The sequence below is a fragment of the Paenibacillus sp. MY03 genome (assembly GCF_002165585.1).
GTDB lineage: Bacteria > Bacillota > Bacilli > Paenibacillales > Paenibacillaceae > Pristimantibacillus > Pristimantibacillus agaridevorans.
This window is the reverse complement of record NZ_MXQD01000009.1, coordinates 95644-119263: the sequence shown is the minus strand read 5'-3', so window position 1 is coordinate 119263 and position 23620 is coordinate 95644. Positions and strand designations below refer to the sequence as shown.

General features: G+C 50.3%; 18 protein-coding genes and 2 pseudogenes. 4 read left to right on the top strand and 16 right to left on the bottom strand.

What is annotated here, in order from left to right; translation table 11 throughout:
- Window positions 1-12 precede the first annotated feature (12 nt).
- The 6 genes and pseudogenes from B1748_RS11055 to B1748_RS37995 all read right to left on the bottom strand — a co-directional run.
- Window positions 13-1140: a GntR family transcriptional regulator gene (locus B1748_RS11055; RefSeq protein WP_179215527.1), complete on the bottom strand. Its 1128-nt coding sequence runs from the start codon at window positions 1138-1140 to the stop codon at window positions 13-15.
- Window positions 1141-1226: 86 nt separating this feature from the next.
- Window positions 1227-2057, bottom strand: coding sequence for a carbohydrate ABC transporter permease (locus tag B1748_RS11050; protein WP_179215526.1), 831 nt, complete (start codon window positions 2055-2057; stop codon window positions 1227-1229).
- Window positions 2058-2099: 42 nt separating this feature from the next.
- Window positions 2100-2993, bottom strand: a complete 894-nt coding sequence (locus B1748_RS11045) for a carbohydrate ABC transporter permease (protein ID WP_179215525.1) — start codon at window positions 2991-2993, stop codon at window positions 2100-2102.
- Window positions 2994-3081: 88 nt separating this feature from the next.
- Window positions 3082-4641 carry an ABC transporter substrate-binding protein gene (locus tag B1748_RS11040; RefSeq protein ID WP_087567956.1) on the bottom strand — a complete coding sequence of 520 codons (1560 nt, stop codon included), beginning with the start codon at window positions 4639-4641 and terminating at the stop codon, window positions 3082-3084.
- A gap of 57 nt (window positions 4642-4698) precedes the next feature.
- Window positions 4699-5271 (bottom strand): annotated as a pseudogene (locus B1748_RS38000) (right-handed parallel beta-helix repeat-containing protein); the annotation flags it as partial.
- 201 nt (window positions 5272-5472) lie between these two features.
- Window positions 5473-6012, bottom strand: a pseudogene (locus B1748_RS37995) (glycosyl hydrolase family 28-related protein); the annotation flags it as partial.
- 346 nt (window positions 6013-6358) lie between these two features.
- Here B1748_RS37995 and B1748_RS11030 point away from each other — a divergent pair.
- On the top strand, window positions 6359-10474 hold the full coding sequence (locus B1748_RS11030) for a glycoside hydrolase family 2 protein (protein ID WP_179215524.1): 4116 nt from the start codon (window positions 6359-6361) through the stop codon (window positions 10472-10474).
- A 94-nt stretch (window positions 10475-10568) separates the two neighbouring features.
- Here the strand turns inward: B1748_RS11030 and B1748_RS11025 are convergent, their stop codons facing one another.
- From B1748_RS11025 to B1748_RS11015, 3 genes are read right to left on the bottom strand one after another with little or no spacing between them, the layout of a single operon-like run.
- Complete coding sequence (locus B1748_RS11025) at window positions 10569-11405, bottom strand: sugar ABC transporter permease (RefSeq protein WP_087567953.1); 837 nt, start codon at window positions 11403-11405, stop codon at window positions 10569-10571.
- Window positions 11402-12709 (bottom strand): carbohydrate ABC transporter permease, encoded by a 1308-nt coding sequence (locus B1748_RS11020; protein ID WP_087567952.1) that lies wholly within the window; start codon window positions 12707-12709, stop codon window positions 11402-11404. The genes B1748_RS11025 and B1748_RS11020 overlap by 4 nt, the downstream gene beginning before the upstream one ends.
- A gap of 19 nt (window positions 12710-12728) precedes the next feature.
- Window positions 12729-14108, bottom strand: a complete 1380-nt coding sequence (locus B1748_RS11015) for a sugar ABC transporter substrate-binding protein (RefSeq protein ID WP_256975620.1) — start codon at window positions 14106-14108, stop codon at window positions 12729-12731.
- Window positions 14109-14499: 391 nt separating this feature from the next.
- Here B1748_RS11015 and B1748_RS11010 point away from each other — a divergent pair, with 391 nt between their 5' ends.
- Both B1748_RS11010 and B1748_RS11005 read left to right on the top strand, forming a co-directional pair.
- Window positions 14500-15516: a LacI family DNA-binding transcriptional regulator gene (locus B1748_RS11010; RefSeq protein WP_087567951.1), complete on the top strand. Its 1017-nt coding sequence runs from the start codon at window positions 14500-14502 to the stop codon at window positions 15514-15516.
- Window positions 15517-15652: 136 nt separating this feature from the next.
- Window positions 15653-17428 carry a glycoside hydrolase family 13 protein gene (locus tag B1748_RS11005; protein ID WP_087568083.1) on the top strand — a complete coding sequence of 592 codons (1776 nt, stop codon included), beginning with the start codon at window positions 15653-15655 and terminating at the stop codon, window positions 17426-17428.
- An 84-nt stretch (window positions 17429-17512) separates the two neighbouring features.
- Here B1748_RS11005 and B1748_RS11000 read toward each other — a convergent pair whose 3' ends face one another.
- Entirely contained in the window at window positions 17513-18367 is an 855-nt protein-coding gene (locus B1748_RS11000; protein ID WP_087567950.1) for an AraC family transcriptional regulator, read from the bottom strand.
- A gap of 106 nt (window positions 18368-18473) precedes the next feature.
- Here B1748_RS11000 and B1748_RS10995 point away from each other — a divergent pair, with 106 nt between their 5' ends.
- The gene (locus tag B1748_RS10995) at window positions 18474-19625 is read left to right on the top strand and encodes an epoxide hydrolase family protein (protein ID WP_087567949.1); all 1152 of its coding nucleotides are present in this window, start codon (window positions 18474-18476) and stop codon (window positions 19623-19625) included.
- A gap of 25 nt (window positions 19626-19650) precedes the next feature.
- On the opposite strand, the gene B1748_RS10990 is transcribed toward B1748_RS10995, so the two are convergent.
- The 6 genes from B1748_RS10990 to B1748_RS10965 form a co-directional block, all read right to left on the bottom strand.
- Window positions 19651-20421, bottom strand: coding sequence for an ABC transporter permease (locus B1748_RS10990; RefSeq protein WP_087567948.1), 771 nt, complete (start codon window positions 20419-20421; stop codon window positions 19651-19653).
- Window positions 20422-21180, bottom strand: coding sequence for an ABC transporter ATP-binding protein (locus B1748_RS10985; RefSeq protein WP_087567947.1), 759 nt, complete (start codon window positions 21178-21180; stop codon window positions 20422-20424).
- A 13-nt stretch (window positions 21181-21193) separates the two neighbouring features.
- Window positions 21194-21544, bottom strand: a complete 351-nt coding sequence (locus B1748_RS10980) for a DUF1048 domain-containing protein (RefSeq protein ID WP_087567946.1) — start codon at window positions 21542-21544, stop codon at window positions 21194-21196.
- A gap of 12 nt (window positions 21545-21556) precedes the next feature.
- Window positions 21557-21904 carry a DUF1048 domain-containing protein gene (locus B1748_RS10975; RefSeq protein WP_087567945.1) on the bottom strand — a complete coding sequence of 116 codons (348 nt, stop codon included), beginning with the start codon at window positions 21902-21904 and terminating at the stop codon, window positions 21557-21559.
- Window positions 21901-22236, bottom strand: coding sequence for a PadR family transcriptional regulator (locus B1748_RS10970; RefSeq protein WP_087567944.1), 336 nt, complete (start codon window positions 22234-22236; stop codon window positions 21901-21903). Before B1748_RS10970 ends, B1748_RS10975 begins: the two co-directional genes overlap by 4 nt.
- A gap of 153 nt (window positions 22237-22389) precedes the next feature.
- Entirely contained in the window at window positions 22390-23574 is a 1185-nt protein-coding gene (locus B1748_RS10965; RefSeq protein WP_373271270.1) for an ABC transporter substrate-binding protein, read from the bottom strand.
- Window positions 23575-23620 lie beyond the last annotated feature (46 nt).

Sequence of the window (23620 nt, the reverse complement as noted above, 5' to 3'; positions counted from 1 at the left end):
GGCACCGCCTCTTTATTTCGCCTTGCCCGTCGACTTGCGGACGACCAGCTTTGTGTTAAGCATCACATGCTCCAGCGGCAGCTCGTTATCCTCGATATGCCGAATGAGCATTTCGCCGGCCTGTTCGCCTAACCGCTTGCGGAACTGCTTGACCGAGCTGAGCGGAATCGACACATGATCCAGCATGGGAGAATCATCGAAGCCGATCAGACTGACATCTTCCGGTATTGCCACGCCGCGCTGAGGCAGTGCCTTCATCACGTCGATCGCAATTTCGTCATTGATGGCAAACACTGCCGTTACTTTGTCCGTAGGAGATTGGATCTGCTCCAGGAGCCGTTCGGTGATCGCCGCCATATTTGCCGGAATGTAGTCTTCCATAACCAGCTCCCGGCGCAGCGGAATCCGGTGATCGCTCAACGCTTCGCAGTAACCTCTATAACGTTCGTGCACCGATGAGGCATAGTCGATTTTGAGCGACAAAAACGCGATATTGCGATGCCCTTGCTCAATCAGATAGGAAACCGCTTGGTAAGCCCCGTCAAAGTTGTCGGAAGTGACCAGATTCGTTCGCAGCGTCCGGATCGTGCGGTCGATAACGACGAACGGAAAACGCCGCTCGTTCAGCCGCTTCAACTCCTCTTGCTCATGATTGCTGGATAATGGCAAAAGGAGAAAACCGGAAAATTGGCCGCTCGAAGCCGCAGTGATCAGACTTTGCTCCTGCTCCTCGCTCTCATCGCTGAAAAAGATAGATACGTCGTATCCGTGCTCGGCAAGCACCCGCTGCGCGCCCAGCAATATTTCCATACAGGTGGTATACCCGTACTGATGATGCTGGACATCTGCAAAAATCACGGCAACCCTGCGTGCCGCATCGGGCACGCTGTACTCGGTACCGGCACCTGCCAGACGATCGTTAGGAGAAGCCACGAAGCTGCCTTTGCCCCGCGTCCGATAAATATACCCTTCCATCTCCAGCTCGCGAATGGCCCGGTTGGACGTAATCCGGCTGACACCGAACTTTTCCGACAACATGAACTCTGTCGGTATCTGATCATGCGGCCTAAAATCGCCCTGATTAATTTTCTGAACGATGTACTGCTTAATTTGTGAATACTTAGGTGATTCCGATTCCATGTTTACTCCTTTGAAAACACATTTCGTATTTGACATTACAAATCGTGAGTTCAGTTTAACCAGAACGAATACGTTTGTCAATGGAATCAGCCTTTGACGGAACCGGAGCTAAGCCCCTCGATAAAGTATTTCATCGTAAACAAGAAGACTGCCATGAGCGGCAGCGAAGCGACCGTGTATGCGGCATACATCTGCGTTCGTTTGACGTCGTATCCGCTGCTGATATTGGCAATGCCCAGCGGCAGCGTCCAGTAGGTTTGGTCGCTAATGGTTACAAGCGGCCAAATATAGGAATTCCATGAGCCGAGCAGCGTCAGTATCGAGATGGTCATGACCATCGGTATCGCCAACGGCAGCACGATTCGCAGCAAAATGCTTCCTTCGGTCGCTCCGTCAATTCTTGCCGCCTCTAGCAGCTCCTTCGATATTTGCTCGAAGAAGGCGCGCAGAAGAAAGATGGCCATGACCTGTCCGCCGGCGATTCCGGGGATAATCAGCGCTAGCGGAGAATTCAGCAGACCGAGCTTCTGCACGATGATGAATGAAGGAATGAAGGTCAGAATGCCCGGAATCATCATAAGAGAGATGACGCCGATATACAGCATTTCTTTCCCGGGAAAGCGGAACCGGGCGAAAATATAGGCAGAAATGACGCCGACAAGCAGCGTGCCCGCCACGGTAAACAAGCCAATATAGATACTGTTCCAAATGTAGGGCGAGACAGCCTTCCACCCGAATTCGTAATTTTCCCAGGCAAGATTTTTCCACTCCGGCAGCCAGTAATTGATCGTCATTTGCGCTTCTGTCTTGAACGAATTCATGACCATGAAAAAGAGACCGTAAAGCGAGAAAGCCATCATCGCGCTCAACGCGATATAGCGGAGCGCTTCAAACACGAGCCATCTGCGGTTCTGCACCGCATTCCCTCCCCTGCATGTTCGGTTGTTGTCGTTCGGCATTTATGCGTCTACACGATTATAGCGATTATTAATGTAGGTAAAGCCAATAATGAGCAAGAACAGCACGATGCCGATTGCAGAAGCGTAGCCGACGCGCCCATAGCTAAAGGCATTGTTGTACAGCATAAGCCCCGGCACATTCGTAATGCCGTACGGACCGCCTTGCGTAATGATCAGGATGCTCTCATACGATTGGATGCTGCCGATGATTGTCAAAATGATCAGCAACCTGAGCTGTGGCAGAATTAAGGGAATTTCGATGTTCCACATTCGCCTCCAGGCTGATACGCCATCGACGCGCCCCGCGTCATATAATTCCTTGGAGATATTGATCAGGCCGGCTAACAAGATTAATGTACCGACGCCGTTTACCCACGGAAATCCGATAAAAATGAGAGCTCCAATGACCGTATCCTCATTTCCCAGCCAGCTTGTCGCAAATTGTCCCATTCCGATTACTTTTAACAGCTCGTTGATCATCCCCGTTTCGCTCAAAAAGCTTTTCCACAAAAGCAGCCCGACCATGCTCGGGACAACCGCCGGAACGACGAGCAGGACGCGAAAAATGTACTTCGCCCGCTCGCTGCGCAGGTGGTGGATCATGAGCGCCACAAACAAGGGGACGCTGACCGCCTTGACTACGTCAGCCACTGCAAAGACCGCCATCACCTTTAGCGCGGGGTAAAACTCGGCATCGTTTGTCAGCAGTTCAACGAAATTGGCGAGCCAGACGAACTTGCTGTGATTGACGCCGTTCGAATCGAGCAGCGAAGTGTAAAACGAATTAAAAAACGGATAATACGAGAATATGGCGAGCAGGCCGAATGATGGAAGCAAGCCGGCATAAAGCCATTTGTTCTTGAACAACGCGCGAAAATTGATTTTCGAAGCCAAAATTCCACCCATCTCCTCCGGCATTTGGAGTGAACAGCAGGACCAGCCCCGCAGACATGCAAGGGCTAGCCCGCTCTCCCCTTGTTCCTTATTTCAACTCGCTATCGATCAGAGCCTGGTCCACCTCGCTTTGGAGCAGCTTTAATTGACGCTCAATACCCGCTCCAAACGATTTGCTGCGCTGGGCCGCAAATTCGTCCAGCGTTATTTTGTCGGTCAAATATTTTTGCCATTGCCCCCAGAACTCGTCCTGATCCTTCTGATCGGCGAAAAACGTCAGGTTGAGATCGGCATATTTGCGTTCAGGCGAAAGCATCTCCGCACCTTCCATTGGAGGGACGCCCGCAATCGCGGCTATATCTGCTACGTAGCGTTTGCCGCTGTCCGGATTTTTTAATTGGAACAGCTCGGACGCCATTTTCGGGCTCGTCAGAAAACGGAGGAAATCAATCGCAATGTTGGTAGTGTTTGCATCGTCCGACTTCTTGACCATGAATCCGTTACGCAGTCCCGACAGTTCATTTGACTCGCCTTTGTCAAAAAAAGCACCGTTCTCAGCTCCAACCTTAGGGAACGGAATGACGCCCCAGCGGAATGTTTGATCCTCCTTGCCATCGGCCTTGAGCGATTCCATATGCATGTTGATATTGCCGACGAACCAGGTTCCGTTATAGAACTGGGCATTTTTGGCGGTCAGGAACCGCTGCGGCACTTCCGAGCCCCCGATGGCCATAAAGTCCTTGTTCATATAGGGGGTCATCTCTTTGAACAGCTGGAAGAGGGAACGCAGCTTCTCCGATTTGGCCGGGTCGAGAATGCCCTTCTTGTAGCCGATCCACAGCTCGTCGATTGTAATCGCTTCGCCGACCGTCGAAGCCGGGTCGTTCGGATCGTAGCTCCACCCTTCCTTATGCTTGAGATTAAGCACCTCGTAATCCGAGCGGAAAGCGGCGTTCATCCAGTTGCCGATGGCCCACAAGCTTTGAGCGTCGTCCGGTTTAATGGCCAATCCCCAAGGCAAGAAATCCGCGTCCGCCAACTGCTGGTTCACCTGCTTCCATTCGTTCCATGTCGCTGGAGGCTGCGCAACTCCGGCCTTTTCATACATTTCCTGGTTATAGAACAGCCCCAGGCTAAATATGGACCATGGCACCATGTTCGATCGTCCCGCCCCATCTCGCGTCATATCGATGTAGGGGGCGACAAAATCGTCCTTCCACGGCTTCTCCGTATCCGAGTACGGATTCGGAGTATTTAGATAGTCGTCGAGCGAAATGATCGAGTCCTGCGCCCGGAACGTATTCGCCTCCTCCGTAAACATGACGTCCGGCGCGCTGCCTCCAACCAGAGTCGTTTTCAGAAACGTTTCGTAACCTTCCCAAGGCTTGATCTGATAATCGACCGTCACATCGGGCTGTACCTTCTTGTATTCTTCGATTGCCTTTTCCAGCAGCGCCGTTTGCTCAGCCATTTTGTTAGAAAGGACGATCCTGCCCTTAAGCTTGCCTGAAGCATCGGGATTGTCCGTAGGCGTGTTTATTGTCGGACTGGGACTGTTGCCTTCGTTGCTGCAAGCAGATAAGCCGACCATAACCGCCAAAAGGCTAATCATTATAGTGCTCTTCGTTTTCGAACCGATAAATTTCATTTACTTTTCCCCCTTAAACAAATATATCACTAAGTATTAAGCGCTTTCATTATGCGTTTACAAATTATCTTTAACGATCGCATTTTTACCAGCGGCGGCCGCATGCACGCCAGCTTCCGGCGACACGTTGCCGGTAATGGTGTAGTAATCGGTATTGCCGCTGACATGAATGCCATACCGATCGAGACTGCCAAACACCCGATTGTCCGAGACGATGACATAATCTCCTCCAGTAATCTCCACGCTATCGCAAGCACAGCCGGAATTGACGTTTTCTTCGATTGTATTGCCTTGAATAATGACGTTGAATCCGGCAGAAAGTATGGCCTGCTTGCGCTGATCGCCAATTCTGTTGTTGGCGATCGTCACTTTTTGCGTTGTGTCCTCGATGACGATCCCGGCGCGGTCGTTCTTATCGTTGCGACTGCCCGCTCCGATCCACGAATCGGATACGGTGACCCGCTGCGAGCCTTCACCGATATAGATTTGTTCTTCGAGCGCATTTTCAATGATCGAATTGCTGATGTAGCGGGCGAAGCCTTTGCCAATGCTGACAATGCCCTTCTTGTAAGGCGCGCCGTTAATGACGGTCGTTTCGTTGATGTTGATACCGTTCGCATTGCCCGTCATCAAGATACCGACATGGGTCGGCTCTACGAATGTCGTATTAACCTTATAGTCCGCGCCTGACCAAAAAACGATATTTGCGCCGGGAAACGTCGATACCGGCTGCATGCTTCCGGAATACATGACATACGAATTTACAATATTCGTAAATTGGTTCGGAAACCCGTCCCCGCCCTTTTCGCCCACTCCGATGCCATAGGCTGCATTATAGACGATGACGCCATCCAAAGTAGTGAAGCGCGCACGCTCAACATGAATGCCGTACGAGATCTTTCCCTCGATATCCGGATCAGGCGGCACGGCACGGTCAATCGTCAGATTCGTTACTTTGTTATGCGTCGTATGCATCATTTCATTTTCGTTGCCGATTTTAATGACCGTACCGTCGCTCTTATCCATAAAAATGACCGAAGCCTTGCCCGCCCCCCGCAGCTCTACATTATTGCCTGATAGAAGCAGCGTTGACGAGACTTTGTATTTGCCGGCAGGGAAAAAGACGATTCCCCCTCCCGCGCTCTGCACATAGTCGATGACGCTGCGAATCGCCTCTGTGTCGTCCGTCGTTCCGTCGCCCTTGGCGCCATGCACCTGAACGTTGTAGACCCCCTCCTTCTCCAGGAAGCCCGAAGAAACGTTCTGTCCGCCCCGCTGGCTCCACAGAACAAAAAAAGCGATTGCCGCAGCTGACAACAACAACAAGGGCAAAAAAATGAACTTCGCTCTATTTGTCTTTACAAATGGCATATAACCCCCCTCTTGCCTGTATATTTCAGCCAGTAAGTTTAAAGTTCTGGCCAGAAACCAATAACTTCACTGTCCGATATGATTAAAATTAGCACGGTCGATTTGTAATGTCAACAATAATTTGTCATGATATTTAGGATTGACTCCTCCTAATTTAACATGATATATTCCACACGTAACCAGTTGTATTTTTTAAAAACGGGAGGTGAGGGAGCACCGTTCTCGCATTCAGTCATAATGGGCCTGACATGATCCATCTATCCTAAAGGAGGAACACAGTGTGAGGAGTTTACGGCTTGTCCTGCCAATCCTTTGTTTTACGATCATAGTAATGGGAGCGCTTGCAATGAAAAAAGCTGAAGCTTTTACCGACAAGGCCAGCCTTAATGGGACCTGGCAGATCTACCCGGATATAGAAAATGATATTCGCATCATCAAATACGATTCCGGCGTTCGCGACACATCAACGGTAATTGGGCGCTATTCACCCAATGGCAAGACTTACATCGAACGCATGGTATTGAATATTCCCGACAAAAACGATGTCCAATATGCCAAAATCATGGCTCAAATTCATGTGGGCAGCAATCTTACCCGTAAAACAGGGGAAACCTGTTACTGCTTAAAGGTGAATATTAATGATGGTCAATGGCAGCATGTAGATCTTCGCCAGTATATGGACAACAAGACACATTGGATCGAAATTCCCTTAAATCATGCCGATCTGCTCGATGGCGATAACGCTGTCACTTTCGATTCGACCATTGTTAGCGGCAGTAATATGGGGGATGATTCGCTGGACTTATTGGCAACAATCCCTGGCGGCACGACCCATTTGGCATGGTACAGCAATGACGGCGTCAACTTTATGCAAAACAGCGATCGACATTGGAATGTCCGCCTGCAATATTCGAAGCTTGATGATGCAGTCTGGCAAAATATTGCCGTTCCTTCGGCATGGGAAACAAGTCTGTCCTTTTCCGGTGTCAAAAAAAATTTTGTAAAAGTAAAACTAAATGACAACGAGTGGGTATCCGCCGATATTTCCAATCTGCAGGATAACGGCAACCATTGGATCGAAATCCCCGTTCCGATCAGTTATCTAAAGGCGGGCAATAACTCGATCATTCTTGATTCGACAATCGACAACCCCGGAAACATGCAAACGAATACGCTGGATTTATTCGCCAGCGGCAACGCTCCATCGGGAAACAGCTACTGGTCGAATGATTTAACGAATTGGACAGCCGCAACGGATCGCAACTTTAATATTCGGCTCATGACCTACAATTCCTCGCTGGGAGCTTGGGAAGAGTCCAAATACGATAATGGAGGAACGGACCATACGGTCGTTATCGGCCATTATAATCCAAACGGATTAAACTATTACGAACGTACGGATCATCATATCGGAAGCCTGTCCAACCTTTCCGCCGCGAAAGTCCGAATTTACGCTCACGTAGGCAGTACAATCGATTCCGTTTACCAAGACCCAAAACGATTCGACGGAGTAGGCTGGTACAAGACGAATATTTCGATCCCTTCGCTTGCATCCGATGAAATCAAGTGGCTGCAGTTCGATGCTGCCGACTATAAGCTGGAGGCATGGTTGAACGGCAAGTTCATCGGTTCTCACGAAGGCGGCTATGTGCCGTTTAAATTCGACATCAGCTCGATGAACAACATCGTTAATGCAGGCGGAACGAACTCGCTGATCGTTCGAGTAACCGATCAATTTGATTCGCGATTGAACTCCGGTACCGGGACAATTCCCGTTAAAGAGACGAATGCCGGCTTTCTTCAGGATACAATTGCTATTAATTACGGCGGAATTTGGCAAGACGTCAACTTAAGCACCTCCAAAAACATCTATATAGAAAATGTATTTATGAATCCCGATATCGATAATAATCGTGCAGAAGTGCGACTGAGCGTGCACAACAAGAGCAACATCTCAAGATCATTAACGTTTCATTCTGATATTGCGCCCCGCGCTGGGGGTGGCACTTCCTATTCAGGTTCGAGCTCCGTAACGCTGGACGCGCACGGGATGGCCGACATCAGCTTTTATGTAAATATGCCGTCCTTCGAGCTTTGGTCAACATCCGCCCCCCATCTCTATACTTCCACCGTATCGGTCAAAGAAGGGTCGTCCGTGCTCGATGCCGAAACCGTAGACTTTGGGATGCGAAAAATAAGCGTATCAGGCAAAAAAATTCAACTGAATAATGAAAACATCTTCCTTACCGGCATGCTTCACTGGGGACTTTATTGGGACACGCTTGCAGAGGCGCCTTCTGTCTCGCAAGTACAAAAAGAAATCACCGATCTAAAGAACGCAGGATTCAATACCATCAAATACACCCTGACGGTGCCGCCAAAGTATGTTCTTGATGAAATGGACCGGCAAGGCATGCTTGTCTACATTGAATATCCAATCTGGCATCCGGTCGAGTCGGATGACTTCTTCTCCCGATCGCGCAGCAATATAACCGAAATGGTGATAAAAGATCGTAACCATCCGAGCGTCATCATGAGCGACTTCAATTGCGAAATGATAACCTTCTCGCCAAAGATGGACTCGTTAATGTTCGATTTGTACAACATGGGCAAGTCGCTGGCTCCTAACCGGCTATTTCTGGACAACAGTTCGGGAGGGATGACGAAATACGGCGATTTCTACGCGACCCACCCCTACTATCAACTAAACAAATTCAAAGAAATTATCGATGTTTGGGCAAATGCCAGAGCTAGCGGCGGCGTTGATAAACCCCTTATTCTGGGCGAATATGCCGATACCGATACCATTCGCAATACGACCGCGATCAAGAACGCCAACGGCGGGACATTGCCTTGGTGGTGGACGATGTTCGGAACGAATGATCCCGAGACGATTTTGCAAAACCAAGGCTTCAGTCTCGCGCAAATCAATGCGTTTAGATCTTCTTCCATCGCAAATGCGCAAATGTCCAAGAAGCATTATATCGAAGCATCCAAAATGAATAGCAGAGTAGCCGGATTGTTCGTTACACACATTCGCGATATCGCGCAAACGCAAGCCGGTTTTTATGACGATAACGGCGATCTCAAGTTCGACTCGGCTGAATTAACAAAATCGACAAACCCGACGGCGTTGCTGCTTGATCGGCAGACACTCAACGTGTGGGGAGGTTCTTCATTTACCGTTGCCCCGAAGCTGTCGCATTACGACGGAACCGCAATTACGAATGGCTCAGTCACTTGGAAGCTGAAAGCAGACGGGACGATCATTTCGTCCGGAACGAGCCAGAACGGTGTAACACTTGCAAACGGCGATGTATACGACTTGAATGCTATTACATTTACCACACCGGACGACGCAAGCTCGTATAAATATACGCTTCAAGTGACGCTAACCGCCAATGGCGGAGATTATATCGTTACGAACGACTGGCCGGTCTGGGTATATTCGGATACACCTTTATCTAGTCCGGATAAATCGGTTCAGGTTTACGACCCTGCCAATAAGTTGGATCTGATAACCCGTTATCCCTGGATGACGGCTTGGGCTAACGACAATCCGGATCTACTCATTACAACAGATTGGAGCGCGACCATCAACAGCTATTTGAACAACGGCGGGAAAGTGCTTTATGTCGGTCACGGCGCCGGACCGGTCGCATCACAATCAGGCACATTTAATATCGGGGCGTTTGCCTTTATTCCGAATGAGCATCCCGCACTGGGACAATTCCCTCATGAAGGTTTCGGCAACCAGCAGTTTCTCGATTTGGCAACCGACTATTCGCTCGATTACAAAGGGTTTTACGGGGGGACGAATCTTGCGGCTCATCAACCTATCATTGCGAGAATGGATTTACGCGGCTATTCCGTAAGCTCCTACTTATCTAAATTCAATGTTGGCAGCGGCACGCTGCTTCAGACGACACTGCGCCTCGACAGCCTTGCGGCAGGCGGCGACCTGACCGGCGATCTCATTACGGATCATGACGCCAGGGAAAACGTGGCAGGAAAATATTTGCTGGATCAATTGCTGAAATATGAGTTAGGTCTAGTCGTAAGCGGCAACAAAGCGCCTGCAGCCAACAAATTGGAAACCTCTTCGGCCGATCCGACCTTAAATGGCGCCCTAACAATCGATGGCGTCAAACATATTTGGGGAGCCGGAGAATGGGCATCTAATGGCGAGGAGCGTCCATGGATCAAATTGACTTGGAACGCTGGCATTACAATTGAATCCGTCAAATTATATGACCGTTCTAATCCGTATGATAACATTCAGTCCGGTACGCTGACCTTCAGTGATGGATCGAGCATCGCTGTCGGAGCGCTCGATAACGCCGGGGCTCCGATTACAGTGACCTTTCCCGCAAAAAGCGGCATTACATGGATGAAGTTCCAAGTCGATTCGTCCAACTCTGGCTGGCTTAACAACGGCTTGTCTGAAATCGAAGTTTTTTAAAGAGTTGCCAGGAAGATGCTTCTCATATAAGAAGAAACTACTAAACACAAATAAACACGCCGAATGCGGCGTGTTTATTTCTTTAAGACGTTTTTTATCCCTTGGACGCCCCAGCCGTCAGCCCTTCCACCAGGAATCGCTGCAAGAACATGAACAACATGGTGACCGGAATGGCCACCAGCACGGCTCCGGCTGCAAACAATGTGAATTCCGTTGAATTGCGTTGGCTTACCATCCGATAGAGACCGACGGCCAGCGTCCGCTGCTCCTCCGTGCGGAGCACGAGATCCGCGAATATGAAATCCACGAAGCTGCCGTTAAAGATCATGAGGCTCGCATACGTCAGCATCGGCCTGGACAGCGGAATCATAATGGAGAAAAACAATCGCATATGGCTGGCGCCGTCTATCCGCGCCGCATCCTCCAGGCTTCTGGGAATCGTGTCGAGGAAACCCTTGGCCACGAACACGTTCGTGATGATCGCCCCGCTGCTGTAGACAAGCACCAAAGCCCAATGGGAGTTCAACAAGCCCACGGTATTAAGCAGCACATAGATGGCAATCATCGCCATAAATCCCGGGAACATCTGCAGGACGAGCAGCGTGGTGAGCGTTGTCTTCCTGCCCGCGAACCGATAACGCGAGATCGCGTAAGAGGATAACAACAGCAGAAACGTGCCGAGCACCGTCGATAGCGCCGCTACTTTAAGGGTATTCAGAAACCACAGCGGATAACTGGTATTTTGGAATAGATTTATATAATGTTCGAAGGTGAAACTTTTAGGTATGAAGGTGTCGCTGAACAAGCTGTTGCCGACCTTGAGCGAGGACATGACAATCCAGAGCGCCGGGAACAGGCTGATGCAGCTGAGAATAATCAGAATCACATAGCTTAACGATAATTTGGCGACAGCGGCCGGTCCTCTGTTCATGCGATCATGTCCTCCTCTTTGTAGGATCGCGTCCGCCTATAGCTCCAGATGGAGAAGGAAGCCACCAGCAGGAAAATAACAATGCCGATTACCGAGGCGAAGCTGTATTGCGACTGGTTGAGCGCCAGCTTATAAAGCCAAGTGACGAGCAGATCGGTATGGCCGGCATACTGATAATTGGAATTGACCGGATCGCCGCTAGTCAGCAGGTAAATGACGTTAAAGCTGTTGATATTGCCCGCGAACTGCATAATTACGATCGGCGCCGTTGCAAACAGCACCATCGGCAATGTAATCATACGGAATTTCTGCACGGAACCCGCGCCGTCCACCTCGGCTGCTTCGTACATATCCTTGGGAATCGTAGTCAGCACGCCAATCGCCAGGATCATCGTGACCGGAATGCCCAGCCACATATTGGCGAGTATCACCGTAACCTTGGCCCAAAACGGGTCCGTCAGCCACGGGATCCCCTCCAAACCGATTGCCCGCAGATAACCGTTAATGGGACCGAACTGATTGTTGAACATATTGCGCATGACCAGCAGCGAGATCATGCTCGGAATCGCGAACGGCACAATAAGAACGGTACGCCACAGCTTCTTGAAGCGGATGCCCGGTTGTTGAATAAGGACGGCGACCAGCACGCCGCCGACATAGGTCGTGAACGTAGCGATTACAGCCCATGTCAATGTCCAGGTCAGCACGCCGCCGAAGGTCGAGCTCCATACCTTGAGATTCACCATTTTCACGAAATTGTCAAAGCCCACCCAATCAACAAGATTGGCAGGCGGGAGAATGGGATCCGCATAGTTGGTAAAGGCAAGCAGAACGGAAAAAATAATCGGCAGGATCGTCAGGAACAAGATGGCAACGGCCGGCAAGGCAAGCACCATATAGGCAAAGTGCTTGCGATTAATCTCTCTAAGGGATTCTATGAAGTGATGGGGCCGCTCGCCTTGGTCGCGCGACCGCCCGACCAGCCAGGCGTCCCTGATATTCAGTCCATACAGGAACAGATACAAGATCAGCGCAAGCAAGGCGACCAATCCGTCGATCATCATGAAGATGGAGTGATCCCCCTCCACCATCTTGGTCAGCTTGCCTACCTTGACCATCGCGCTCGGCTGAACGCCGAGCGTGATGAGGCCGCGCAGATAGTCTTGCAGGTAATGAAGCATGCTGTATATGCCCGCTGCATGGATGAACAGAAACAGCAGCCCTTTTAAATATTGGCGGTTATACAGCTGCCCCGCACCCATAAACAGGATGGATAGAAGGACTGCGATTGTTTTTTTCTGCATGCCACAACCCACCTGTCATTTATTTCGAGGCGATATCCGCCTTAATCGTCGTTACCATCTGATCCAGCGTCTGCTTTGCATCCAGCCCGGCATCGTCCCATAGGGAGATAAACGCCGCCTTCAGCGGATCCCACACCGAGTTGATTTGGGAGATCGACGGCATCGGAACGGAATTCTGGAACTGCTGGAAGAAGCCGCTTGTAATGGGGTCATTTTTGATCGCCGGGTCTTCGCCCGCCTCGATATTAGCCGGAATGGCGCCTGTCATCTCGAAATTTTTGAGCTGGTTTTCCTTGCTGCTGGCGAAGTTCGCGAACAGCCGGGCCGCGATTGGGTAATTCGAATACGAATTGACGTAATAGGATTTTACGCCCGAGAATGACAGGGATGGCTGACCGTCAGGAGTCTGAGGCAGCGGGGCCACGCCGAAGTTCACCTTGTCCTTGAAGGCCGCCACGGACCACGGACCATCAATATTCAGGGCCAGCTTGCCTTCCTGGAACAGCTGGGTCTTTACGTCATACGTTACGTCGCCGGCATTCATCGGCAAAATGTCGCGAAGGCTCTGCAGGTACGTGAAGCCCTTGACTGCTCCTTCGTTGTTCAGCCCGATATCATTGGGGTTCATATTGTCTTCCCCGAAAATATAGCCGCCGAAGCTGCCGATGAACGGGTAAGAGTAGTAACCTACGAACTCCCACATAATCGCGTACTTGTTCTGCTTCGGATCATTATGGGTATTGGCGAAAGCGATCACGTCATCCCAGGACTGCGGAGCCTCGGGCAGCAGATCCTTATTATAGAACATGCCGTAAGTCTCCACCGACTTGGGATAGCCGTACAAGATGCCATCGTAGGTGGATGCGGTAACGGCGGCCTCTACCATGTTGGCGCGCGTCTCTTCTTCGAACAGATCATTGGGCAGAAGCAGCCCCGCCGTAACCGCCAGACCGATCTGGTCATGAGGGAGCGTCAGTACATCGGCTGCCAGCTTGGATGGCCCGTCTGTCGCCAGACGTCCGCCTTGATCGCCGCCTGCAACCTCTTCTACCGTAACCGGAACACCGAATTGCTCTTCGAAGGCGGCACCGACTTGCTGCATGTACGCCAGCTGTTCTTTGGCTTCCCATACGACCAGCTTCGCTCCCTCCTCCGGCGCAATCTCCTCTTCTTCGTTGCCGCCTGTTTCCTCCGGCGTCTCGCTATTTACGCCGGTATTGCCCGGCGAAGAAGTTTCAGCCCCATTGCCGCCTCCGTTGTTGCTGCATGCCGCCATCATCACCGCCAATGCCAGGCCCATCAGAAGCATTCCCCATGATGTTTTCCTTGCTCTCTTCGCTCCGTTCATTGTAATCGCCCCTTCTTCAATCAGAATAAATAGCATGGTTAATTGCTTCATCCTGCTTGCCCACCGTTGTCATTCGATCATTTGCGCAAACGCTATACCACCTGTCCATATAAGGCCATGCATGCAAAAAAAGAGTACAAACCCGCTGCACAAGGTGCCGAGGTTGTACCCTTCCAGGTAACATTGCCTTTAAATTATGGTGAATCAGTTGGTAAATCGTTGGCTCGCATTCATCATACAGCAATCGTAAAAGCGTTTGCAATTCGCTTATTCCCTTAAATTCACTCATAAAATGGCAGAAATCTTCCAAATTCTATTTATTCCTCTTCTATACTTGCTCTATCGGCCGTTTTCATCTTTCCGTTGCTGTTTTTCTTCTCCTAAGCTATGATTAGGAATCATCAGGTGAGCAAGCGCTTGCACAAAGGGACGGGAGGCTCTCATGAGGGTTACAATCAAAGATGTTGCCAATAAAGCGCAGGTATCCCCTTCGACTGTTTCGCGCGTCATTGCCGGCAATGGAAGGATCGGAAAAGATACCATTCTCCGGGTCAGGCAGGTACTCGACGAGCTCGGCTATCATCCCCACCATGCCGCCCAGGGGCTGGCCAAGCGCACAACCTGCACGCTTGGCATTATTCTGCCGCGGACACCGGATGATGTATTCAGCAATTTCTTTTTCCCCGAGCTGATCCGCGGCATCTCCACGCGCGCCTCCCGCTCCGGCTTCGATATTCTGATGGCCACCGGTTCCCTGGCGCAGGAAGAACGGGAAAGCCTTACCCGGATGGTTCGAGGGGGCCGGGTGGATGGCGTCGTGCTGCTCAGCTCGCGACTGGAGGATCCCCTGATCAGGCTGCTGGAAGAGGAGCAATTCCCTTATGTTCTTATTGGACGCAATGACTATTCCGCAAGCACGCTCTCCGTGGATACGGATAATATCCGGGCCGCCTATGAACTGACACAGCATCTGATCGCCCAAGGCAACCAGCGCATCGGATTCGTCGCCGGACCAGCCAATATGATCGTCAACCGGGACAGGCTGGAAGGTTACCGCAAGGCGATGGAGGAGGCCGGCTATCCTGTGCAGGACGAGTGGATCATCGACGGCGAGCTGCTTCAGCAGAGCGGATTCCGCGCGATCTCCATGCTGATGGAGCTGGAGGACCGGCCGACGGCGCTTGTCGTGATCGACGATGGGGTCTGCTTCGGCGTGCTGCGCGGGCTGGGAGAGCTGGGTTACCATGTTCCGCGGGATATCAGCCTGGCTGCCTTCAACAACATCGCTTTATCCGAGCTCTGCACCCCTTCCCTGACCAGCATTGATATCGGCACCTATCAGCTCGGCTATACGGCTGCACATCAGCTGTTGCTGCTGCTCGCGGGAGAGGAAAAAGCCAAATCACGCTTCATCATCCCCCACCGCCTGGTGGTTCGGGAATCTTCGCTTCGCAAATGAAAATGTTATTGTGTTGGCAAAGACGTTATGGTATGATTTAGAAAATTTAAAGGCAATGAAACTTTCGGGTTCAACCTCGTTCTTAACAGAGGTTGGCCCTTTTTTGTGTTTTCATGCCTAAGGAGGCCTGGTAATGATGATTATGCTGGAAGCCGTTTACCACAGGATGGGACAAAACTGGTCCTATGCCTACAATGATTCGACCCTGCACATCCGCATCCGCACCAAACGGAACAATGTCCCGCGCATCGACCTGCACTGCGGCGACAAATACAATTCGGAGAAGTACAAGGAAACGATATCGATGGAGCGTCTGGCATCCGACGGGCTGTTCGACTATTGGCAAGCCGCCGTGCAGCCCAGATTCCGCAGACTTGTTTATTACTTCGCGTTGCACTCGGACAATGGCGAGATCCTTTACTTTTTGGAGAAGGGATTTTTTGACCAGCCGCCCAAGGTCATGTACGAGGGATTATTTGACTTCCCGTATCTTAATCCGCAGGATGTTCACATGCCCCCGGCATGGGTCAAGGATGCGGTATTCTATCAGATCTTTCCGGAGCGTTTCGCTAACGGCGATCCATCAAATGACCCCGAGGGCGTGCAGGAATGGGGCGGTACGCCCAGCGCCGGCAATTTCTTCGGCGGTGATCTACAGGGAGTGATCGACCACCTGGATTACCTGAGCGAACTGGGGATTAATGCTTTGTATTTCAACCCGCTGTTCGCCGCCACCACCAACCACAAGTACGACACTGCGGACTATATGCGGATCGATCCTCATTTCGGCACAAACGAAAAGCTCAGAGAACTGGTCGATGCCTGTCATGCCCGGGGCATTCGCGTGCTGTTGGACGCCGTGTTCAATCATTGCGGCCATACGTTTCCGCCGTTCGTGGATGTGTTGAACAACGGTCCGGATTCGCGTTATGCGGATTGGTTCCATATTCGAGAATGGCCGCTGAGAGTCGTTGACGGGATTCCGACCTACGGTACGTTCGCATTCGAGCCTATCATGCCCAAGCTCAATACCGCTAATGAAGAAGTAAAGGCTTATCTGCTTAATGTCGGTCGCTTCTGGCTGGAGGAGATGGGGCTGGACGGTTGGCGTCTCGATGTCGCCAATGAGGTGGATCATCAATTCTGGCGGGAATTCCGGAGCGAGATCAAACGGATCAATCCATCGGCTTATATCCTGGGCGAGATTATGCATGATTCCATGCCGTGGCTGCAAGGCGACCAATTCGACGCGGTCATGAACTATCCCTTCACGAACATCCTGCTGGGTTTCTTCGCCCGCAGGCTAACGAATGCGGCCGAGTTCGCCCAGGCAATTGGCACGCAGCTCGCCGGTTATCCGCAGCAGGTTACGGAAGTATCATTTAATCTGCTCGGCAGCCATGATACGACGAGGCTGTTGACGCTATGCGGCGGCAATGTGGAGCGCATGAAGCTGGCGACATTATTCCAGCTGACCTATCTGGGGGCGCCATGCATCTATTACGGCGACGAGATTGGCATGGACGGAGAGCATGACCCCCTCAACCGCAAGTGTATGGAATGGGACAAGAGCAAGCAGAATACGGAGCTGCTTTCGTTCTTCCGCAGCATGATCAGCCTTCGCAAGGCTCACCCTGCGCTGCGCGGCAGCGGTCTGCGCTTCCTGCCGGTACCGGAACATCCGCAGTTGCTGGTCTATGAGCGCTGGGACGACAATGAGCGGTTCCTCTTCATGCTGAATAATGAGGATGCTCCTGCGGTCGCTGCGATACCGGCAGCACATCCGGCTGCGTCATGGCGCACCGTGAACAGCGAGCCATACGCAGTGGTTGAGGAGAGTGCGATACAGGTCGCTCTCCCTCCATACGGCTACACCATCCTGCATGCGCCAGCGGCAGGAACGGCCGGGTAGGAGCGCTCCGGGAGCGCAGCGATCGGGGAGCCCTCATCCAGGAACGATTGATGGGAGGGCTCCCTTGTTTTCCGGTCTGGTCAATTACACATGAGTGGCGAGCTTTCGCGAGATTGTCCGGTATGTTGTCGGTGACATGCCTTTTTTGGCATTAAATTGCTTGATAAAATAAGTGTCATACTCAAATCCGATAGATCCAGCAATATCATTAAGACTCATATCTGTGTGCGTCAATAGATCGCAAGCCATCTTCAAACGATGTGAAAGCAAATAGCCGATCGCTGTATATCCGCATCTTTCCTGAAATAATTGATTAAGCGTCACACGATTCATATGAGCGCATTTCGTCAAATCCTCTAATAAAATCTTTTTGGGATAATGAGTGTGAATATACTCTAACACAGCATCAACAGGCGAGTGTTGACTCATTCGATTCAAATCCTCTAACAATCCCAGTATTTGAATCAGATACTTTTTGATTCGGCACGCCCAGCGCTCATCGCTTTGCGCCTGTACTTCCGTACCCAGAACAAAAAACCACTGGAACAATAGCGGATATGCTTTTTCGGTCATACGAGGAACTGCCATAGACGGATGTTCTCTTACAAAGAAAGAGCGGCCTGTTTGTATCCTGGGCGCTGTTGGCAAATAATCCTCGGTCTCAACATAAATGGCGGATACAAGAAACTCAGGATGAAAATTAAACGATTGTGCAGCAAGCTTGTGCTTCTCCGTCACTTGCCATTCATCGTCTCCGGCCAAGCAAAGAATACCGGGAGCGTTAATGCATATAGGACGATCGTTTAATAACCCTTTTATACGGCCGGAAGTAATAAAAATTAGCGAAAACCGGTCCGCGTAAGGGAGCTGACTGAAATCCTCGACTGCGAAAAATTCAATATTTACGGCACGCTGTTTGTATCGATCTACTTGAGGCATCGTAATCACCTATCAAATCGTATAGTTCATTGCTTCATTTATAACAGTGTACCATACCCTTTCAAAGGATATAATGATCATGCAAACAGCAAAGGAGGATTTTATTATGACTGTCGAACGTTTCCATATTCATGTCTCCGATGAGTTGCTTGATGATCTCCAGTACAGACTGCAACATATTCGTTGGCCCGAGCAGTTAGAAAACTCAGGTTGGGAACGCGGAACCGAATTGCGTTATTTGCAATCTCTCGTCTCGTACTGGAAGGACCATTATGATTGGCGCAAGCAAGAATCCAAGTTGAATCGCTTTGCCCAATTTACTTGCGAAATTGATGAGATTAATGTGCATTTCATACATGAGCGCGGCAAAGGCCCCCATCCTCTGCCTATTATCCTGACCCACGGCTGGCCCGACAGTTACCTTCGATACGAAAAAATGATTCCTCTGCTCACTGATCCAGCCAGCTACGGCGGTAATCCTGAGGATTCTTTCGACGTCATCGTCCCTTCATTGCCCGGGTTTGGTTTCTCCAGTCAGCCTGCTTCTCCTGGCATCAATAACTTTCATGTCGCCGAGATGTGGACTAAACTCATGACAGAATTAGGCTACAACAAATTCGCCGCCGCTGGCGGGGACATGGGCTCAGGAGTCACAAGATACCTGGCGGCCAACTTTCCTGAGCGATTGGTCGGCATCCATCTGACGGATGTCGGTATTATTCGAAGTCTCCTGAATTCAAATGATTCGGAACACCTTTCTGAAGAAGAACGGCAATACAAAATAAAGGCTGCTACATGGATTGCTCAAGAGGGCGGGTATATATCCATTCAGTCCACAAAACCGCAGACTCTGGCGTATGGACTTTCTGATTCGCCGGTAGGATTGGCCGGCTGGATCCTTGAGAAATTTCGTTCCTGGAGCGATTGCGATGGTGACCTTAGTCAACGATTTAGCGAGGATGAGCTGCTCAATCATATTATGATCTATTGGGTTACCAACTCCATTGGCTCTACAGCGCAAATGTATTTTGAAAACTCACATTCTTTACCGCCATTAGGCCGCATCGAAGTGCCGACAGGCATGGCCCTATTTTCGGCAGATATCCTATTGCCCCCCAAGGAATGGGCCGAGCGCAACCTGAATATAACTCGCTGGACGTCAATGCCTCGGGGCGGACATTTTACGGCTTTGGAGGAACCGGAGCTTATGGCAGATGATATTCGTGCGTTTTATAGACCGCTTAGAAAATTGGATTAACGATGATCATGTTAATTTGTATCCCTTAAACAGCCTTGCGTTTGTACGCTCGCATCGCAAAGAGATAGGCGACGATCAGTATCCCTAAGCACCATGCTAACGCAATCCAAATATCATGCCCGACAGGCTGTTCGGCAAGCAATGCGCGGATGGCTGACACGATTGAGGTTACCGGCTGGTTTTCGGCAAAGACTCGGACGGCCATCGGCATCGACTCCGTCGGCACAAAAGCCGAGCTGATAAATGGCAGGAAGATTAGGGGGTAAGAAAACGCGCTTGCACCTTCCACCGTTTTTGCGGACAGTCCGGCAAGCGCCGCGATCCAGGTCAAAGCCAGCGTGAACAGTGCGAGTATTCCAGCTACGGCAAGCCATGACAATATACCCGCCGATGAACGGAAGCCCATCATGATCGCTACGAGAATAATGACGACTACGGAAATGGCGTTGGATACCACCGAGGTCAGTACATGCCCCCACAACACGGCGGAACGCGCGATCGGCATGGAGTGAAAGCGCTCGATGATGCCCCGTTGCTTATCCAGGAACAGGCGGTAAGCCGTATAGGATATTCCGCTCGCAATCGCAATAAGCAGAATGCCGGGCAACAGGTAGTTCACATAGTTATCCGTACCGGTCTGGATTGCGCCTCCTAACACATAGACGAACAGCAGCATCATCGCAATCGGAGTGATACAGACCGTGATGATGGTGTCCATGCTACGGAATACATGGCGCATGGAACGTCCCAGCATAACGCGCATATCGTTAAAAAAGTAGTTTTTTGAAGTCTCCATTTACTTCCCCTCCTTTTTGCCGACAATGGCGAGGAATATCTCCTCTAATGTCGGCTGTTTTTCCACATACTCCGTCTTTGCGGGCGGAAACAGCTTTTTCAGTTCTTCAAGCGTGCCGCCTGCAATAATTCTGCCCTCATGCAAAATGGCAATTCGATCGGCAAGCTGCTCGGCTTCCTCCAGATACTGCGTGGTTAATAATATCGTCGTGCCATTATTAGCAAGCTCTTTGACCGTCTTCCACACCTCGATGCGCGCCTCGGGGTCAAGCCCGGTCGTCGGCTCGTCGAGAAATATGATCGGCGGATTTCCTACAAGGCTCAAAGCGATGTCGAGCCTGCGGCGCATGCCGCCCGAATAAGTTGACGGCTTGCGGTCGGCGGCGTCTGTCAGCCCAAAGCGTTGCAGCATGTCATCCGCCACCTGACGCGGATTATTGAGGTGACGCAGCTTCGCAATCATGATGAGATTTTCCCTCCCGGTCAAAATCTCGTCCACGGCGGCAAACTGGCCGGCCAGGCTGATCGAACGCCTTACATGATCGGGCTTTGACGCGACGTCAAACCCGTTAATGACAGCGGCGCCTCCGTCCTGCGCAATCAGCGTGCTAAGGATTTTAACAATCGTCGTTTTGCCAGCGCCGTTGGAGCCGAGCAAGGCGAATATCTCACCTTGTTTCACATCAAAATCGACGCCCGTTAGGACTTCTTTGTCCTTGAACGACTTTCGCAGACCTCTCGCTTCGATTGCATTTCCCATCCCGATCCCCCCTTTACTTTGATTGATCCGTCGCCTTTTTCATGGCCTTGTTTACTTTTTGGTCAACCGTTTCTTGGTAGAGGTCGGCGTATGTTTTGGAATCTTTGATGAGTTCGTCGCAGAAAGCCGCTACGTCACTGCCCGTCACTTCGAGCACGCCTTTCCTCGAGGCTGCGCCTTCTTCAAAAAGATCAACAATTCCCGAGAGCAATCCCGTCCCGTCGGTTAACTCAACAGGGCCGACCTTAAAGAGATATTTTTGAATCTCTTTGTACACAATCCGATAATCTTGCGGCAGCGCTTTGACACGCGCCACATGCGCGCGCCACTCTTTTTTGCCTTGGATGATATCTTGTATGCTCATTATATTTCCCTCCTATTTGCCTAATTTTTTGGCGATATTATGATTCAGCTGAGCACGCCACTTGTCGCGGTAAGTCTTTGCCCCTTCTTCGCCGGCTAGCGCTGCACAGAAGCCTTTGATATCGTCACCCAATACCTCTTGGACACTCTGGCCGTCCGCCGCCGTTTCTTCGAGCAGGCCAAGCACGCCGTCAAGAATGGGCATGAGGTTGCGCCCCGTGAAATCGGAGTGCGGCCAAAGATGGGTTTTAATGTTTTCCCATGCCGCTTGATAATCGGCCGGTAGCATTTTGGCTCGCGATTCAAAAGCTTTAAATTCTTTAGTCATGTCGCTTCCCGTGATTTTTTCCCAAAAGTTCATTGTTTTTTCTCCTTTAACTCATTCATTTTTGATGATACGAACTCCCATCTTTCCCAGAACTTCTGTAGTTCCTTGCGTCCCGCGTCGTTGAGCGTGAAGAACTTTCTCGGCGGCCCCATATCGGAGGGCTTCTTGGCGATCTCTACAAGTTTGTTTTTTTCAAGCCGGATCAGGATCGTATACACCGTTCCCTCCACAACATCCTGGAAGCCGAGAGCGTTCAGCTGCCGCGTGATTTCGTAGCCGTACGTTTCGTTGCGGCTAATAATTTCAAGGACGCAGCCCTCTAGCGCGCCTTTTAGCAGTTCTGTTAAGTTTTCCAACCTCATCATTCCTTTGCTATTCTGTATGACTGGTATCAAGTATCACTTACTACTTCTACATAGTATTACGTAGTAGCCGGTTTTGTCAATAGCGACGGTACTAAAAATTTGGAAGCAAGTCCCTAAACAAAAAAGCCGCGGGATGGTTGGAATTCACACCTTTTATTTGCGCAACATTTGCAAACCTTCATCCTCCAGATTTTGCAGGGCTTGCTCAATCGATATTTGCCCTTCATAAACCTTGGTTAATTCCCTTTCACCTGCTTCGTTAAAAGCGGAATGAAAACCTTGAGGCAGCCTTTCTATCCAACCTGGGCCGCCCGATGTAATCGATAGGTCATAAAAAGCTGCATAATTATGGCCCTCTGTATCCTTTAGATAGCTCGTGCGCGAAGTCAGACCACCATTATTTAATCGAGCGGCTGATGATATCCTTGCATATTCATCCCCATTCACATATTTCACAAATTCCCAAGCGGCTTTCACATTGGGGGCCTTCGAATTTATTGTCACAACGTCTTCCAGCCAAATAAAACTGGAGAAATCGATCGTACGACCATCGCTAGGGATGGTCGCCATGTCCCAGTTTAATTTCTTTTCATGATCCAGCAATTGAACATCCTTAATTTGTTCTGCCAAAAAACTCCCGCTAATAACCATCGCCGTTTTACCCGATAGAAACGGATCTAAATGTAGAATGTCGTTGTAGGTCATCCCTGGTTGCGGTTGATCGGCATCGCTTGACTCATAAATCGACTTTGATTGAAATGACTGCACGGCCATTTCGAATATATGCCTCCAGTGTTCTCCGCTAATTGTGATTTTTTCTCCTTTGCCGTCCACATAACGCATACTTTTGCTAAGTCCAATTTGAATAGCCAACTGGAAAGGGCTTGAAGCTTGAGTCAGCATTAATCCATACGATTCGGTTCCTTCCCGATTAAATAGCTGGGCCAGTTGCAATACTTCCTCCCAATTCATTCCATCTCGAGGATAGGGTATGTTCGCACGATCGAATAGGTCTTTATTGTAATACAGCGCCTGACTATAAAATCGATTAGATAAACCGTATAATCTACCAGAGCCGATGCTTCGAATATAATCGGTTACCGTGGGAACCATACCCGAGAGAAACTGTTTATCTTTGTCTTGGTTTAGCAAAGTATCCAGTTCCATAAGCAAATTTTCTGAAGAAACATCTTTAAATTGTTGTTCCGAAAGGAGTAATATATCCGGTTGCTCAGATTCGATAAATTGAATCTGTTTGTCTTTGCGTTGCTGCGGGCTTTCTTCTAAAAACAACGGAAGCGTTACGACCTCGATATCCACGTTCGGAAACCTGCTCATAAAAGGCACCCCGTATGTAGAATAAAATCCTTTCTCACTGAGACTT